This is a genomic window from Pseudomonas sp. NFX1 (genome assembly GCF_051123555.1).
Classification (GTDB): Bacteria; Pseudomonadota; Gammaproteobacteria; order Pseudomonadales; family Pseudomonadaceae; genus Aquipseudomonas; species Aquipseudomonas capeferrum.
On sequence record NZ_CP169366.1, the window covers coordinates 4,335,084 to 4,350,233 of the forward strand.

14 protein-coding genes and 1 tRNA gene are annotated in these 15,150 nt (G+C 62.6%); 11 read left to right on the forward strand and 4 right to left on the reverse strand.

Annotated elements, in window-relative coordinates:
• Window positions 1–92: 92 nt before the first annotated feature.
• Window positions 93–1,754, reverse strand: a complete 1,662-nt coding sequence (locus DJ563_RS19565; RefSeq protein ID WP_434518200.1) for an OFA family MFS transporter — start codon at window positions 1,752–1,754, stop codon at window positions 93–95.
• A 330-nt stretch (window positions 1,755–2,084) separates the two neighbouring features.
• On the opposite strand from DJ563_RS19565, the gene DJ563_RS19570 reads away from it, so the two are divergent.
• The 4 genes from DJ563_RS19570 (at window position 2,085) to DJ563_RS19585 (ending at window position 5,833) form a co-directional block, all read left to right on the forward strand.
• Window positions 2,085–4,334, forward strand: coding sequence for an AsmA family protein (locus DJ563_RS19570; protein ID WP_434518201.1), 2,250 nt, complete (start codon window positions 2,085–2,087; stop codon window positions 4,332–4,334).
• Window positions 4,331–5,398, forward strand: coding sequence for an A/G-specific adenine glycosylase (mutY, locus tag DJ563_RS19575; protein WP_434518202.1), 1,068 nt, complete (start codon window positions 4,331–4,333; stop codon window positions 5,396–5,398). Before DJ563_RS19570 ends, mutY begins: the two co-directional genes overlap by 4 nt.
• Window positions 5,395–5,667 (forward strand): oxidative damage protection protein, encoded by a 273-nt coding sequence (locus DJ563_RS19580; RefSeq protein WP_033703186.1) that lies wholly within the window; start codon window positions 5,395–5,397, stop codon window positions 5,665–5,667. Before mutY ends, DJ563_RS19580 begins: the two co-directional genes overlap by 4 nt.
• 90 nt (window positions 5,668–5,757) lie before the next feature.
• Window positions 5,758–5,833: transfer RNA gene (locus tag DJ563_RS19585), tRNA-Phe, on the forward strand.
• 141 nt (window positions 5,834–5,974) lie between these two features.
• Here DJ563_RS19585 and DJ563_RS19590 read toward each other — a convergent pair.
• Entirely contained in the window at window positions 5,975–6,280 is a 306-nt protein-coding gene (locus tag DJ563_RS19590) for an addiction module antidote protein (protein ID WP_186661410.1), read from the reverse strand.
• Window positions 6,281–6,544: 264 nt separating this feature from the next.
• Between DJ563_RS19590 and ppk2 the strand changes: the two genes are divergently transcribed.
• On the forward strand, window positions 6,545–7,525 hold the full coding sequence (gene ppk2 / locus DJ563_RS19595; protein ID WP_434518203.1) for a polyphosphate kinase 2: 981 nt from the start codon (window positions 6,545–6,547) through the stop codon (window positions 7,523–7,525).
• Between the two features lie 9 nt (window positions 7,526–7,534).
• Here the strand turns inward: ppk2 and DJ563_RS19600 are convergent, their stop codons facing one another.
• Window positions 7,535–8,068, reverse strand: a complete 534-nt coding sequence (locus DJ563_RS19600; protein WP_050506183.1) for a hypothetical protein — start codon at window positions 8,066–8,068, stop codon at window positions 7,535–7,537.
• A 129-nt stretch (window positions 8,069–8,197) separates the two neighbouring features.
• On the opposite strand from DJ563_RS19600, the gene DJ563_RS19605 reads away from it, so the two are divergent.
• A complete protein-coding gene (locus DJ563_RS19605; RefSeq protein ID WP_434518204.1) occupies window positions 8,198–8,635 on the forward strand; it encodes a hypothetical protein in 438 nt (145 codons plus the stop codon).
• Between the two features lie 75 nt (window positions 8,636–8,710).
• On the opposite strand, the gene gabP is transcribed toward DJ563_RS19605, so the two are convergent.
• Window positions 8,711–10,096, reverse strand: a complete 1,386-nt coding sequence (gabP, locus tag DJ563_RS19610) for a GABA permease (RefSeq protein ID WP_095065007.1) — start codon at window positions 10,094–10,096, stop codon at window positions 8,711–8,713.
• Between the two features lie 638 nt (window positions 10,097–10,734).
• Here gabP and DJ563_RS19615 point away from each other — a divergent pair.
• From DJ563_RS19615 to DJ563_RS19635, 5 genes are all read left to right on the forward strand, one after another.
• Window positions 10,735–11,508, forward strand: coding sequence for an ABC transporter ATP-binding protein (locus DJ563_RS19615; RefSeq protein ID WP_027917578.1), 774 nt, complete (start codon window positions 10,735–10,737; stop codon window positions 11,506–11,508).
• A gap of 13 nt (window positions 11,509–11,521) precedes the next feature.
• Window positions 11,522–12,283: an ABC transporter substrate-binding protein gene (locus DJ563_RS19620; RefSeq protein ID WP_033703190.1), complete on the forward strand. Its 762-nt coding sequence runs from the start codon at window positions 11,522–11,524 to the stop codon at window positions 12,281–12,283.
• Window positions 12,284–12,338: 55 nt separating this feature from the next.
• The gene (locus tag DJ563_RS19625; protein ID WP_033703191.1) at window positions 12,339–13,034 is read left to right on the forward strand and encodes an ABC transporter permease; all 696 of its coding nucleotides are present in this window, start codon (window positions 12,339–12,341) and stop codon (window positions 13,032–13,034) included.
• Window positions 13,031–13,720: an ABC transporter permease gene (locus tag DJ563_RS19630; RefSeq protein WP_033703192.1), complete on the forward strand. Its 690-nt coding sequence runs from the start codon at window positions 13,031–13,033 to the stop codon at window positions 13,718–13,720. Before DJ563_RS19625 ends, DJ563_RS19630 begins: the two co-directional genes overlap by 4 nt.
• A gap of 97 nt (window positions 13,721–13,817) precedes the next feature.
• Window positions 13,818–15,029, forward strand: coding sequence for a methyltransferase (locus DJ563_RS19635; RefSeq protein ID WP_434518205.1), 1,212 nt, complete (start codon window positions 13,818–13,820; stop codon window positions 15,027–15,029).
• Window positions 15,030–15,150 lie beyond the last annotated feature (121 nt).

The window sequence follows — 15,150 nt, forward strand, 5'->3', positions numbered from 1 at the left end:
TATGGCAGGGCAAGCAATTGCGGGGGTTGGATGCTGTTACAGGTCTATACAAGCAGGGATCATGGGGCTGCTTTGCAGCCCCAGGCCCACCCTCAATGGAACAGAACAGCCGTCTTCTGCAGGGTAATCCACACGCCCCACGCCAACGGCACTACCACCGCCGCCCAAGCCAGCAGTACCCACGGCAAGCTCCCGGGCGCCGCATGCCACTCCAGCGACCGCGCACCCTCGGCGCCCTTGTCATGGCTCAACGCACGTTCGGCAGCCAGTTGCGCGTCGCTCATGAAGTACTTGTCTGCCACCGGCCGAATCAGCATGTTGCAGATGAACCCCAGCACCAGCAGCCCAGAGAGGATGTAAAGGGTCATGTCGTAAGCCGCCGCGCGCTCCACGCCCGCCGCCAGCTGAGACTCACGCAGGTAGGTGATCAGCACCGGCCCTAGCACGCCCGCCGCCGCCCAGGCGGTCAGCAGACGCCCATGAATCGCACCGACCATTTGTGTGCCGAACAGGTCGGCCAGGTACGCCGGCACCGTGGCAAACCCACCACCGTACATCGACAGGATGATGCAGAACGCCGCCACGAACAGCGCCACGTTGCCCAGGTGGCCCATGTTCGGCACCAGGCTGTAGAGGCCAACGCCCAGGGCGAAGAAGGCGAAGTAGGTGTTTTTGCGCCCGATGTAGTCAGAGAACGACGCCCAGAAGAAGCGCCCGCCGATGTTGAACAGGCTCAGCAAGCCGGTGAAGCCTGCGGCGATCGCTGCAATCTGCGCCAACTGCGCGGCATTCAACTCGCTGAAACGCAGCTCGTTGCCCAGCAACTTGCCGGCGAACACTTCCTGCAACAGCGGCGACGCCATGCCGAGAATACCGATGCCCGCCGAGACGTTCAGGCACAGCACCAGCCACACCAGTGCGAACTGCGGGGTTTTCCAGGCAACGCTGACGTGCACATGGCGGTCGGTGACCATGCCATTGCCGGCCTTTTTCGCAGGCGCCCTCCAGCCCTCGGGCTTCCAGCCGGTCGGTGGCACGCGGTAACCCAGCGCGCCCGCCGACATGAACACGAAGTAGATCGCCGCCATGACCACGAAGCTCTGCCATACGCCAACATCCTGCGCGCTGCCGAAGTGGCCCATCAGCGCGGTCGCCAGCGGTGCACCTACCATCGCGCCGCCGCCGAAGCCCATGATCGCCATACCGGTGGCCATGCCGCGTTTGTCCGGGAACCACTTGATCAGGGTCGAGACCGGCGAGATGTAACCCAGACCCAGGCCGATACCGCCAATCACGCCTGAGCCCAGCCACATCAGCCACAGCTGATGGGTCTTCACGCCAATCGCCGAAATCAGCATGCCGCCGCACCAGCACACAGCCGATACCAGCCCGGCCTTGCGCGGCCCGGCGTGTTCCAGCCAGCCACCCAGCACCGCCGCCGAGCAACCGAGGAATACGAAGAACAGCGTGTAGATCCAGCTCAGCATCGAAATCGGCCAGTCACACTCGGCACTGAACAGGCGGGCGATGAAGCCCATGTCGGCGGAGCAGGCGACCGGGGCGGTGATGCCGATGGCTTGCGACAGCGGCAACCAGAACACCGAAAAGCCGTAGGCCATGCCGATACACAAGTGGATAGCCAAGGCCGCCGGTGGCACCAGCCAGCGGTTGAAGCCCGGGCGGGCGATGATGCGCTCCTTAGACAGGAAGCTCGGCGCGCCGGCCAAGGTGCCCGCCGTGACGGTACTGCTCATGGGTTTGATCCTTTGTTATTGGGCCTGGACTGGGCAAGCGAACCGCGACAATGGGTCGCGGGCACACAAAAAACGGCGCAAGGTTACCAGCATCAGGTGGCATGAAAGCAATCTGATATCGTGGATTTTTCAGTCGCTGAAACGGTACGAACGGGCTCGCCCAATCCTGTGGGAGCGGGCTGCCTCCGCGAAGAGGCCGGCTGACGAAAGCCGCACAATCTGAGCCATTCGTAGGTAAATGCCCTGTATCTCTTGTCGGATACGCAGATATAAGCACTGCGGCGCTATACTCTGCCGCTGAATTTCAAACTGGACTACAAGGACTCGCCCATGAAAGCGTTCGGCAAAATCCTGGGACTGGGGCTTCTCGGGTTGCTGCTGATCATCGTGGCGCTGGGCTTCGCCCTGACCCACCTCTTCGATCCCAACGACTATAAAGACGAGATTCGCCAGCTGGCGCGCGACAAGGCTCATGTCGAGCTGACCCTCAACGGTGACATCGGCTGGAGCCTGTTCCCGTGGCTGGGCCTGGAGCTGCACGAAGCAAGCATCGCTACCTTGAACAAGCCCAAGGAGCCGTTTGCCGACCTGCAGATGCTCGGCTTGTCGGTGCGTGTGCTGCCGCTGCTGCGCCGCGAGGTGCAGATGAGCGATGTGCGCGTCGAAGGCCTGAACCTGACCCTGGCCCGTGACGAACACGGCCACGGCAACTGGGAAGACATCGGCAAACCATTGCCGGCTCAGAACGACGCGCCGGCCACCACACCGGCCCAGCCGTCGACCGAGCAGGCACCGGCACAAGCCGAAAGCGGCACCGAGCGTGCGGTCAAACTCGACATCGACAGCCTTACCGTAAACAACGCCCGCGTGCAGTACACCGATGCCAAGAGTGGGCAAAGCTACAGCGCCGAAAGCATCCAGCTGAGCACCGGCCCGGTCCACGAAGGGGCGAACATTGCGCTCAAGGCCAGCGCATTCCTGAGTGCCAGCCAGCCGAACATCAAGGCACGCACCGAGCTTGCCGGCGAGCTGCGTTTCGATCGCAAGCTCAAGCGCTACAACTTCGAAGACATGCGCTTGTCGGGCGAAACCTCGGGCGAACCGCTGGCCGGCAAGACCGTGACCTTCGCCGCCCAGGGCCAGCTGCTGGTCGACCTGGCGGCCAATGTGGCCTCGTGGAACGGCCTGAAAATTTCGGCCAACCAGCTGCGTGCGCTGGGCGAGCTGAACCTGCGCGAGCTGGACAAGGCACCGCAACTGAGCGGCGGCCTGTCCATCGCCCAGTTCGACCTGCGCAGCTTCCTCGACGGCGTCGGCCACCCGCTGCCCGCCACCAACGACCCGGCTGCCTTCACCAAGCTGGAACTGGTCACCCGCCTGCAGGGCACACCAAACAGCCTGGCCCTGGCCGACCTGGCGGTGAAGCTGGACGACAGCACCTTCACCGGCCGCGTAGCCGTCGAAGACTTCGCCAAGCAAGCCCTGCGCCTGCAACTCAAGGCCGATAGCTTCGACGCTGACCGCTACCTGCCGGCCAAGAGCGAAGAAGCCAAGGGCGCTACCGCCGCCCGCCAGGCCGAGGTCAAGCAACAGGAAGCCAGCGCCGTGGCCGGTGCCGGCAGCTCACCGCTGCCCAACGCCCCGACCCAGGTCGCCTGGAGTGACGACAAGCTGCTGCCGGTGGACCGCCTGCGCGCCCTCGACCTGCAGGCCGACCTGGCGTTCGGCGCGCTGACCCTGGACAAACTGCCCATTCAGGACGCCCAGCTCAAGGCCACCGGCCAAGGCGGCCTGTTGACCCTGCAGACCCTACGCGGCGAGCTGTACAACGGCACCTTCGAGGCCAAGGGCACTGTCGATGTGCGCCCCGCCGTGCCGCAGCTTGGCGTCAGTACCAAGATTGATCGGGTACCGGTGGAGCACTTCATCAAGACCGAGGGCAAGGAGCAGACGACACCGGTCAAGGGCCTGCTGACCCTGACCAGCGACCTGACCGCCACCGGCAACAGCCAGAAGGCACTGGTCGATACCCTCAATGGCAACGCCAACTTCACCATCAACGACGGCGTGTTGGTCAATGCCAACCTGGAACAGCAACTGTGCCAGGCCATCGCCACGCTCAACCGCAAAGCGCTCAGCGGCGAGCCGCGCGGCAAGGACACGCCCTTCCAGGAACTGCGCGGCAGCCTGGTGGTGCGCAATGGCGTAGCCAGCAATCCAGACCTCAAGGCACGCATCCCGGGCCTGACCGTCAACGGCCACGGCGACGTCGACCTGCGCGTACTGGGCATGGACTACAACGTTGGCGTGATCGTCGAGGGCGACCAGCGTGCCATGCCGGACCCGGCCTGCCAGGTCAACCAGCGCTATGTGGGTGTTGAAGTGCCTTTACGCTGCCGCGGCCCGTTGGAGCTTGGCGCCAAGGCCTGCCGCCTGGACCAGGACGGCCTGGGCAAGGTCGCCGCGAAACTGGCCGGCAACCGCCTGAAAGACAAGATCGACGAAAAACTCGAAGAGAAACTCGGAGACAAAGTGAGCCCGGAAGTAAAAGACGCGCTCAAGGGGCTGTTCAAGCGATGAGCCCCGAGCAGTTCTCCAGCGCCGTGCTGGACTGGTATGACGAGCACGGCCGACACGACCTGCCCTGGCAACAGGGCATCACCCCGTACCGGGTGTGGGTGTCGGAAATCATGCTGCAGCAGACCCAGGTCAGCACCGTGCTCAACTACTTCGACCGCTTCATGCAGGCCCTGCCCACCGTGCAGGCCCTGGCCGAAGCGCCGGAGGACGAGGTGCTGCACCTGTGGACGGGCCTGGGCTATTACACCCGCGCCCGCAACCTGCAAAAAGCCGCGAAGATCGTCGTCGAGCAGCATGGCGGCGAGTTTCCGCGCAGCGTCGAGCAACTGACCGAACTGCCGGGCATCGGCCGCTCCACCGCCGGTGCCATCGCCAGCATCAGCATGGGCATCCGCGCGCCGATCCTGGACGGCAACGTCAAGCGCGTGCTGGCCCGCTACACCGCCCAGGCCGGCTACCCTGGCGAGCCCAAGGTGGCCAACCAGCTGTGGGCCAGCGCCGAGCGCTTCACCCCGCTGACACGCGCCAACCACTACACCCAGGCGATGATGGACATGGGCGCCACGCTGTGTACCCGCAGCAAGCCCAGCTGCCTGATCTGCCCGCTGCAGCGTGGCTGCGAAGCGCACCTGCACGGCGAAGAAACCCGCTACCCAGAGCCCAAGCCACGCAAGGCGCTGCCGCAACGCCGGACGCTGATGCCACTGCTGGCCAACCACGAAGGCGCGATCCTGCTTTACCGTCGCCCTTCCAGCGGCCTGTGGGGCGGTTTGTGGAGCCTGCCGGAGCTTGAGAGCATCGAGCAGCTCGACGACCTCGCCTACCAGCACGGCCTGCGCCTGGCTGGCAGCCAGGCCCTGGATGGCCTGACCCACACCTTCAGCCATTTCCAGCTGGCGATCGAGCCTTGGCTGGTGCGCGTCGACCCTGTCGGCCTGCACGTGGCCGAGCCCGACTGGCTCTGGTATAACCTCGCCACCCCGCCGCGCCTGGGCCTCGCCGCCCCGGTCAAGAAATTGCTCAAACGCGCGGCCGACGAACTGATTGCAGGAGACGCCCGATGACCCGCACCGTGATGTGCCGCAAGTACAAAGAAGAACTCCCAGGCCTGGAGCGCCCGCCCTACCCCGGCGCCAAGGGCCAGGACATCTTCGATCACATCTCGCAGAAGGCCTGGGCCGATTGGCAGAAGCACCAGACCATGCTGATCAACGAAAAGCGCCTGAACATGATGAATGGCGAGGACCGCAAGTTCCTCCAGGCCGAAATGGACAAGTTTTTCGCCGGCGAAGATTACGCCCAGGCGGAAGGCTACGTTCCGCCGGCCGAATGACCCCAGAAAACGTAAGCGACGGAATTAATTTAAAATTTTTTCAAAAAGTCGTTGACGGACGGTCTGGAAATCTATTTAATTCACCTCGTCGCCCAGATAGCTCAGTCGGTAGAGCAGAGGATTGAAAATCCTCGTGTCGGCGGTTCGACTCCGTCTCTGGGCACCACCTTCAGCTTCTGGTGGTTGCAAAGTTACCCGAAGCGACAACAAGAAACCCGCCAAGTGCGGGTTTTTTGTTGTCTGCGATTTTTGTGTCTATCAGGATCGGGGGCTGGTGCAGCGCCCTGTATTACCGATCCTCTGGTGCCTACCCTGAGACCTGGGCAGGTACAACCTCAGCATGTAACCGCACCCCAAGAGCCGCCATGACTTTCATGATAGTGGCCAAACTGGGGTTACCCTCTGCAGACAGTGCTTTGTACAACCCTTCACGGGTCAGGCCAGTGTCGCGCGCTAGCTGAGCCATGCCTCGCGCTCGCGCTATGTCACCCAGCGCTGCGGCAAGCAATGCAGGGTCATTTTCCTCAAGACATGCCTCGAGGTACAAGACCATGTCCTTCTCGGATTTCAAGTGGTCTACAACGTCCCACTTGCTTAGTTTGATGTCTGTCATGGCAACCTCCTAAAGATTGCGTGCCAGCTTGAGTGCTGACTTGATGTCACGCAGGGCAGAGAACCACCTTCTGTACCTGTCGGTTTGAATTAGTGTGTGCATGGCGAAAATGTAAACCACAGTTAACACCACATCAATTTACACTTGTTTCAAGCTGTTTATACGAACGCTGCCGCCTTCACTCAGCTTGACCAACATCAAAAAGCCACCAATCGCTCACCCTTAAAATGCCAGGTGGACATTCGACTACCCGCAAGGACTTCCATGAGCGAAGAATCCACCCTCCTGCTCCCCGCCCCCAGCGAACCCACCGCCACTGCGCCGCGCCCGCGCCGGCCACGTCAGCGCAAGCCCGAACCCGCGATTACCCGTATCAGCCAGCAACCCGCCGCACTTGAAGTGGCCACGGCACCCAAAGGCAGCAACGAAGACAGCACCCGCGCACGCTTGCCTGCCAGCTACCCGTATCGCACCCGCCTGCACCGCCAGGAATACGAGAAGACCAAGCATGCCCTGCAGATCGAACTGCTGAAGGTGCAGAGCTGGGTAAAAGAAACCGGCCAGCGCGTGGTGATCCTGTTCGAAGGCCGCGACGCGGCGGGCAAAGGCGGCACCATCAAGCGTTTCATGGAGCACCTCAACCCGCGCGGCGCGCGGATCGTCGCGCTGGAGAAGCCTTCCGAACAAGAGAAAGGCCAGTGGTACTTCCAGCGCTACATCCAGCACCTGCCGACGGCGGGTGAAATGGTCTTCTTCGACCGCTCCTGGTACAACCGCGCCGGGGTCGAGAAGGTGATGGACTTCTGCACCCCGCTGCAGTACCTGGAGTTCATGCGCCAGGCGCCAGACCTTGAGCGCATGCTGTGCAACAGCGGCATTCTGCTGTTCAAGTACTGGTTCTCGGTGAACCGCGAGGAACAGCTACGGCGCTTCATCTCGCGCCGCGACGACCCGCTGAAGCACTGGAAGCTGTCGCCCATCGACATCAAGTCGCTGGATAAGTGGGACGACTACACCGCAGCCAAGGAGGCGATGTTCTTCCATACCGATACGGCCGATGCGCCATGGACGGTGATCAAGTCCGATGACAAGAAGCGCGCACGCATCAACTGCATCCGCCACTTCCTGCATTCGCTGGATTACCCGGGCAAGGACTCGGCTGTGGCACATGCCCCGGACCCCATGCTGGTAGGGCGCGCATCACGCGACTTCGAAGAGGACGAGGCGCCAGCCACCGCCCACTGAAAGGGGCAATCAGAAGTTGGCCATGGCGCTGCAGTATTCAGCCTTGGTGGTCTTTACCGGCTGCTCTACACCCAGCTGGCGCAGCTCGACGCCACAGGCGTTGTAGCCGCGCACCACCACTTCGTAGTCGGCGCCTTTTTGCGGCACGAAATAGAACATGCCCAGGCAGTTGGTGACGCTGTTGTAGCTACTGCGCCCGCCGTCGAGAAAGTGCAAGGTGAACGGTTTGCCGGCCGGCACCAGCACTTCGCTGACCGCATCGCCCGCCGCCACAGGGGCGCTGGCAGGCATGCCCAGGGTTTCGCCATTGCGGTCGGCGAAGCCCTCCTTGGGCACTGCAATCACCCCTGCCCCGGGGCTGTACCAGTCGACGCAATCCTTGCCCGGCACAGCGCGCACCATGCCATCGGCAATCACCCGCAGGCGTGCGGTATCGCCCGACGTCGGCGAGCCATACGGGGTATTGAACGACTTGACGGCGGCAATGTTGCCGCAGCCGGACAGCGCCACAGCCAGCAGGCCAAGCGAGATCGCTGTTTTCATCCGTGAATTCCTCATGAGTGGGTACCGGACATCCGGCAACCTGCCTAGGACCCTCGCTTGCCGCTTGGGTTTCGCAGGCAAGTACGATTCAATACGCGCACTTTTTCAGGCACCCCCAAGGACCTACCCATGGCCACCACTACCAAGCAACAGAAACGCGCCAAACGCGCCGCCAACAAGGCCAAGCAGAACCGCATGGTGCGCAGCGGCCAGACGGTCAAGGCCAGCGCCGGTGACAGCGCCAGCATCGAGCAGGTGTTCAACAAGGCCATGGAGTCGGACAGCTACAAAGAGCTGTTCGACAAAATGAAGGCGGCACAGGAAACCAGCCTGGTCGCGATGATCTCGGTATTCCTGGTCGACCCGCTGCTGACCCTGGTACTCAAAGGCCACAAGGAAGAGCACGCCACCGACTACATCGTGCTGGTGTTCACCGCCTACCGCACCTGGCTCGATGGCGCCGACGAAGACACCACCATGGCCTGGCTGGAAAGCGACGCGTTCCAGGAAGCCTATATCACCGCTTCCGAAGTGGTCGCCAAGCAACAGCAGAAGCTGTACGGCTGACCAGCGAAAAGGCCAGACAAACAAAAAGGCCGCACCCAACACAGGGCGCGGCCTTTTCATTCATAGCAGCGCAGGTCAGTTATCCAGCGCCACCCGCCCAGCCGCTTCGCGCTTGCGATGCACCAGCAGCCCAGCGGCCACCACACCAATGCTCAGCAAGGCCGTCGCGATGATCTCGGCACGGTGATCTTCACGCAGCCCCATCACCACCAGCACGGCAATGATGAAGGCAATGGTCGCCCAGGTCAGACCCGGGAACAGCCACATCTTGAAGTCGATCTTCTCGCCACGCGCTTCACGCTGGCTGCGCATGCGCAGTTGCGAAATAGCGATCACCAGGTACACCAGCAGCGCGATGGCGCCGGAGCTGGCCAGCAGGAACTCGAACACCTGGGCCGGCGCAACGAAGTTGGCGAACACGCACAGGAAGGCCGCTGCAGTGGACAACAGTACCGCCCAGTGCGGGGTGCCCGCCTTGGTGGTGCGCTGCGCAACAGCCGGCGCATCGCCACGTTTGCTCAGCGAGAACAGCATGCGCGAAGAGGTGTACAGCGCCGAGTTGAGGCAGCTGGTCACGGCGATCAGCACGACGATGTCGACGATCAGCTTGGCATTCGGCACGCCGATGCGGCTCAGCACGGTCTGGTATGAACCCAGTTCCGCCAAGGCCGGGTCGTTCCACGGCACCAGCGCCACGACCAGGAAGATCGACACCAGGTAGAACAGACAGATACGCCAGATCACCGAGTTGGTGGCGCGGCTGATCTGCTTGCCCGGGTCCTTGGACTCGGCAGCGGCGATGGTGACGATTTCGGTGCCCATGAACGAGAACATGGTGGTCAGCATGGCGGCCAGCACCGCGCCCAGGCCATTGGGCATGAAGCCCTGGGTGTCGAACAGGTGGCTGACACCGCTCACCTGGCTGCCCGGCGCCAGGCCGAACATGGCCACGCAGCCCACCACGATGAAGCCGATGATCGCCAGCACCTTGAGCAGGGCGAACCAGAATTCGAACTCGCCGTAGTTCTTCACGCTGCACAAGTTGGTCAGGGTCAGCACCAGCGTGATGATCAAGGAGAAGGCCCACAGATCAACAGCTGGGAACCAGGCATGCAGAATGGCTGCGGCCGCGTTGGCTTCCAGCGGGATCACCAGCACCCAGAACCACCAGTACAGCCAGCCGATGGTGAAGCCGGCCCAACGCCCGATGGCGCGGTCGGCATACGTCGAGAAGGAGCCCGTGTCAGGCGAGGCAATGGCCATTTCGCCCAGCATGCGCATGACCAGCACCACCAGCGTACCGGCAGCCGCGTAGGCCATCAGTACGGCAGGCCCTGCGGCCGCAATGGCGTGGCCGGAACCCACGAACAGACCGGCGCCAATTACGCCAGCGATGGACAGCATGGTGACATGCCGCGATTTGAGCCCCTGAGCGAGGTCGTTGGAATTGTTACCGCTCATAAAACTACCTTTGTAAGGAGTGGACCACGCCGACTACGGGAACGAAGCGCGCCTGGGGTTGTTTAGGCGTCGCTGCAATCGGCGGTTTCCCAGTGGCAATAAGCGAGCCAGTTGCTGAATGCATTCGTCAGAAATCTTTGGCAACCCTTAAGGATGCGGCTTGCAGGGCTTTCGGCCATGCTTTGACCGAAAGGTCGCCAAAACCGCCTGCCGAGTCGGGATTACGGAAATACCCACTTACAAACGCACCAAAGGTGCTCCCAGGTAACACCTTTGCACCGTTGCAATGCAAAAAAGTACAACCTCAAGGTACAACCCATTACCCACGTTCACCCTTTTGCAGGTAAACCGATTACCAGCCCTGTGCCGGCGGGTTTACCCGCGAATGGTCCAAAACCGCTTCCAAGAGCGGGCCAAAGCTGGCACCATCGCGCCTTTTTTCATCAAGGCTCTGGTGTTGGGCTAGACCTTCGCGGTCATCCTCGCGACGTTGCACTGCAGCGATGCGACAATCTGCCCCGACAGCGACCCGAGCCCCTAGCGACCCTGTTGGCCGCCTAATGCCGCTATGCTAGCTTGGCGCACGCCAGGAAGGCCGCCAACAGCTGGGAACGCACCCGAACACATGAGGACCGCACATGGCCCAGGCCACGCCCGCGCTGGAAATCCGCAATCTGCACAAACGCTACGGCGAGCAGGAAATTCTCAAGGGCATTTCGCTGACCGCGCGCGATGGTGACGTGATCTCCATCCTGGGGTCGTCCGGTTCCGGCAAGTCCACGTTGCTGCGCTGCATAAACCTGCTCGAAAACCCGCACCAGGGCGAAATCCTGGTCGCCGGCGAATCGCTCAAGCTCAAGGCCGCCAAAAACGGTGACCTGATCGCCGCAGACAACCGCCAGATCAACCGCCTGCGCAGCGAGATCGGCTTCGTCTTCCAGAACTTCAACCTGTGGCCGCACATGTCGATCCTCGACAACATCATCGAGGCGCCGCGCCGCGTGCTCGGCCAAAGCAAGGCCGAGGCTATCGAAGCCGCAGAAGCCTTGCTGAACAAGGTTGGCATCTACGACAAGCGCCACAGCTACCCCGCCCAGCTTTCCGGTGGCCAGCAACAGCGCGCCGCCATTGCCCGTACCTTGGCCATGAGGCCCAAGGTCATCCTGTTCGACGAGCCGACCTCGGCGCTCGATCCGGAAATGGTCCAGGAAGTGCTAAACGTTATCCGCGCATTGGCCGAAGAAGGCCGTACCATGCTGCTGGTGACGCACGAGATGAACTTTGCCCGCCAGGTGTCCAGTGAAGTGGTCTTCCTGCACCAGGGCCTGGTTGAAGAGCAAGGATCGCCGCAGCAGGTCTTCGAGAACCCGACCTCGGCGCGTTGCAAGCAATTCATGTCCAGCCACCGCTAACGGAGCAACACGAATGCAGACCTATAAGAAATTCCTCCTGGCCGCTGCCGCCACCCTGGTGTTCTCGGCAAATGCCATGGCAGCCGAAAAACTCAAAATGGGCATCGAGGCGGCCTACCCGCCGTTCAACAACAAGGATGCCAGCGGCCAGGTGGTCGGCTTTGACAAAGACATCGGCGACGCACTGTGCGCCAAGATGAAAGTCGAATGCGAAGTGGTCACCTCTGACTGGGACGGCATCATCCCGGCGTTGAACGCCAAGAAGTTCGACTTCCTGATCTCCTCGCTGTCGATCACCGACGAGCGCAAGCAGGCCGTCGACTTCACCGACCCGTACTACTCGAACAAGCAGCAGTTCATCGCACCGAAAAACGTCGACTTCAAGACCGACCGCGCCTCGCTCAAAGGCAAGACCATCGGTACCCAGCGCGCCACCCAGGCCGCGACCTGGCTGGACGACAACGGCGGCATGGACAACGAGTTCAAGGTCAACCTGTACGATGGCCAGGAAAACGCCTACCTGGACCTGACCTCCGGCCGCCTCGACGCCATCCTCGCTGACAAGTACGCCAACTACGACTGGCTGAAGTCTGCCGCTGGCAAAAACTTCGAGTTCAAAGGCGAACCGGTGAACGACAGCGACAAGGTCGGCATTGCCGTACGCAAAGGCGACGATGAGCTGCGCAACAAGCTCAATGCCGCACTGAAGGAAATTGTCGCCGACGGCACCTACAAAAAGATCAACGACAAGTACTTCCCGTTCAGCATCTATTGATTCGCCCCGACCGGCACGCCCTTGCGGCGTGCCGGTCCCTAGAACGACCCTACCCATGAATATCGACCTGCACGGATTCGGTCCGGCCCTGGCGGCTGGCACCTTGATGACCGTAAAACTGGCGCTCTGCGCCTTGCTGCTGGGGCTGGTCCTGGGCCTGCTCGGTGCCCTGGCCAAGACTTCCCCGGTCAAGCCGCTGCAATGGCTTGGCGGCTTCTACTCGACCCTGGTTCGCGGCGTGCCCGAACTGCTCTGGGTCCTGCTTATCTATTTCGGCACCGTCGGCCTGATGAACAGCATCGGCGAAGCGCTCAACATGCCGGGCCTTGAGCTCAGCGCCTTCGCTGCCGGCGTCATCGCCCTCGGCCTGTGCTTCGGCGCCTACGCCACCGAGGTGTTCCGCGGCGCCATCCTGGCGATCCCCAAGGGCCACCGTGAGGCGGGCCTGGCACTGGGCTTGTCCAAGGCGCGCATCCTCTCGCGCATCATCCTGCCGCAGATGTGGCGCATCGCCCTGCCCGGCCTGGGCAACCTGTTCATGATCCTGATGAAGGACACCGCGCTGGTATCGGTCATCGGCCTTGAAGAAATCATGCGCCACGCGCAAATCGGCGTGACCATGACCAAGGAGCCGTTCACCTTCTACATGGTTGCGGCCTGCATCTACCTGGGCTTGACCGTCGTCGCCATGACCGGCATGTACTTCATGGAAAAACGCGCCGCTCGCGGCTTTGCGAGGGCCGAACAATGAATTGGGAAGTCATCATCAAATGGCTGCCACGCCTGGCCCAGGGTGCGACCCTGACCCTGGAGCTGGTGGCCATCGCCGTGGTTGCCGGGTTGATCCTGGCCATCCCGCTGGGCATTGCCCGCTCATCGCGGCACTGGTACGTGCGCGCCGTGCCGTTCAGCTACATCTTCTTCTTCCGCGGTACGCCGTTGCTGGTGCAGCTGTTCCTGGTCTACTACGGCCTGGCCCAGTTCGAGGCGGTGCGCAGCAGTGCATTGTGGCCTTACCTGCGCGATCCGTTCTGGTGCACCGTGCTGACCATGACCCTGCACACGGCCGCCTATATCGCCGAGATTCTGCGCGGTGCGCTGCAGTCGATCCCCAAGGGTGAGATCGAAGCGGCACGGGCACTGGGCATGTCGCGCGCCAAGACCCTGATCTACATCATGCTGCCGCGCGCCACGCGGATCGGCCTGCCGGCCTACAGCAACGAGGTGATCCTGATGCTCAAGGCCAGCGCGCTGGCCAGTACCGTCACCCTGCTGGAGCTGACCGGCATGGCGCGTACCATCATCGCCCGGACCTACCTGCCGGTGGAGATCTTCTTTGCCGCCGGGGTGTTTTACCTGGTTATCTCGTTTGTCCTGGTACAGGGCTTCAAACTGCTGGAGCGCTGGTTGCGGGTAGACGCCTGCCAAGGGCGCTAGACCTCACCCCCCGTTCCCACAGGCCAACGTCTTCCTGTAGGAGCGGGCTTGCCCGCGAAGGGCTGCAAAGCAGCCCCACCCCCTGCCGACCACAATCATGACCCCACCCCCCATCCCCCACCGCCAGCACCTAAGCGACCGCTTCAAGGCTCTCGACCAATTCCTGATCGAGCACCAGCACCTGTGGAAACCCAGGCCCTTCACCGCGCTGCGCCTGGACTGGGAAGCCGAACACCCCGAACTCTCCGCCCACCTGCGCCAATGCAGCCTGAGCGACGCCGAAGCCGAGCGGGTGACGCAAGGCATGCCCGCCCCCTTCCCCCAACTGGCCCAACAAGCCCAGCAACTCTGCACCCTCGACACACTCCCGGACGCTGGCCTGCCAGCCGCCGCCCACCGCCTCGACGTTGGCGTGCCCGGCCGCAAGTGGCAGCAGATCGAAGCCTTCACCCGCCGGCTGGCCTTCAACGCGCCAACCCGGCACTGGCTGGACTGGTGCTCTGGTAAAGGCCACCTTGGCCGTCGCCTGCTGCAACCCGGCCAGTACCTGACCTGCCTGGAATACGACCCCGAGCTCGTCACCGCGGGCCAGGCGCTGAGCGACCACCACCACCTGCCTGCACACCATATCCATCAGGATGTCATGGCCGCAGATAGTGCCGGCCACCTGGATAGCGACAAGACCGTGGTCGCCCTGCACGCCTGCGGCGACCTGCACGTACGCCTTCTGCACCTGGCCAGCGAGCAAGGCTGCCGGCAAATGGCCGTGGCCCCCTGCTGCTACAACCGCATCCAGGCCCAGCAGTACCAGGCTTTATCCACCGCCGCGCAAGCCTCCAGCCTGCACTTGTCGCTGGACGACCTGGGCTTGCCGTTGAGTGAAACCGTCACCGCGGGCGCCCGCGTGCGTCGCCAACGCGACACCTCGATGGCCCGCCGCCTGGGCTTCGATCTGCTGCAACGCCAGCAGCGCCAGTGTGATGATTACCTGCCTACTCCCTCGCTGCCGGTGGCCTGGCTGGACAAGCCTTTCGAGGCGTACTGCCGGGGCCTGGCCGAGCTCAAGCACGTGCCCCTGAGCGGCACCCCCGACTGGGCTGCCCTGGAAGCCGCCGGTTGGCAGCGCCTGGCCGAAGTGCGCAACCTGGAACGTGTGCGCAACCTGTTCCGTCGCCCGCTGGAACTGTGGCTGATACTCGACCGTGCGTTGTTTCTGGAAGAACAGGGTTATGCCGTACGCATCGGGTTGTTCTGTGACTACCCCCTCACCCCGCGCAACATCCTCATCCTGGCAGAACGCGACCGTTAGCCGCAGCACAACCTGTGGATAAGTCTGTGCACAAGCTTTTGATGAATGGTTGGATCCAAGCGCTATTTCAAGCGTTTGGCTTATTCCTTCGTACAGTTCAAGGCCAGCAAAAACAGGCGTT

Coding starts and splice junctions, on each gene's coding strand:
- DJ563_RS19565 (WP_434518200.1), bottom strand. CDS start 1,754: ATGAGCAGTACCGTCACGGCGGGCACCTTGGCCGGCGCGCCGAGCTTC.
- DJ563_RS19570 (WP_434518201.1), top strand. CDS start 2,085: ATGAAAGCGTTCGGCAAAATCCTGGGACTGGGGCTTCTCGGGTTGCTG.
- mutY (WP_434518202.1), top strand. CDS start 4,331: ATGAGCCCCGAGCAGTTCTCCAGCGCCGTGCTGGACTGGTATGACGAG.
- DJ563_RS19580 (WP_033703186.1), top strand. CDS start 5,395: ATGACCCGCACCGTGATGTGCCGCAAGTACAAAGAAGAACTCCCAGGC.
- DJ563_RS19590 (WP_186661410.1), bottom strand. CDS start 6,280: ATGACAGACATCAAACTAAGCAAGTGGGACGTTGTAGACCACTTGAAA.
- ppk2 (WP_434518203.1), top strand. CDS start 6,545: ATGAGCGAAGAATCCACCCTCCTGCTCCCCGCCCCCAGCGAACCCACC.
- DJ563_RS19600 (WP_050506183.1), bottom strand. CDS start 8,068: ATGAAAACAGCGATCTCGCTTGGCCTGCTGGCTGTGGCGCTGTCCGGC.
- DJ563_RS19605 (WP_434518204.1), top strand. CDS start 8,198: ATGGCCACCACTACCAAGCAACAGAAACGCGCCAAACGCGCCGCCAAC.
- gabP (WP_095065007.1), bottom strand. CDS start 10,096: ATGAGCGGTAACAATTCCAACGACCTCGCTCAGGGGCTCAAATCGCGG.
- DJ563_RS19615 (WP_027917578.1), top strand. CDS start 10,735: ATGGCCCAGGCCACGCCCGCGCTGGAAATCCGCAATCTGCACAAACGC.
- DJ563_RS19620 (WP_033703190.1), top strand. CDS start 11,522: ATGCAGACCTATAAGAAATTCCTCCTGGCCGCTGCCGCCACCCTGGTG.
- DJ563_RS19625 (WP_033703191.1), top strand. CDS start 12,339: ATGAATATCGACCTGCACGGATTCGGTCCGGCCCTGGCGGCTGGCACC.
- DJ563_RS19630 (WP_033703192.1), top strand. CDS start 13,031: ATGAATTGGGAAGTCATCATCAAATGGCTGCCACGCCTGGCCCAGGGT.
- DJ563_RS19635 (WP_434518205.1), top strand. CDS start 13,818: ATGACCCCACCCCCCATCCCCCACCGCCAGCACCTAAGCGACCGCTTC.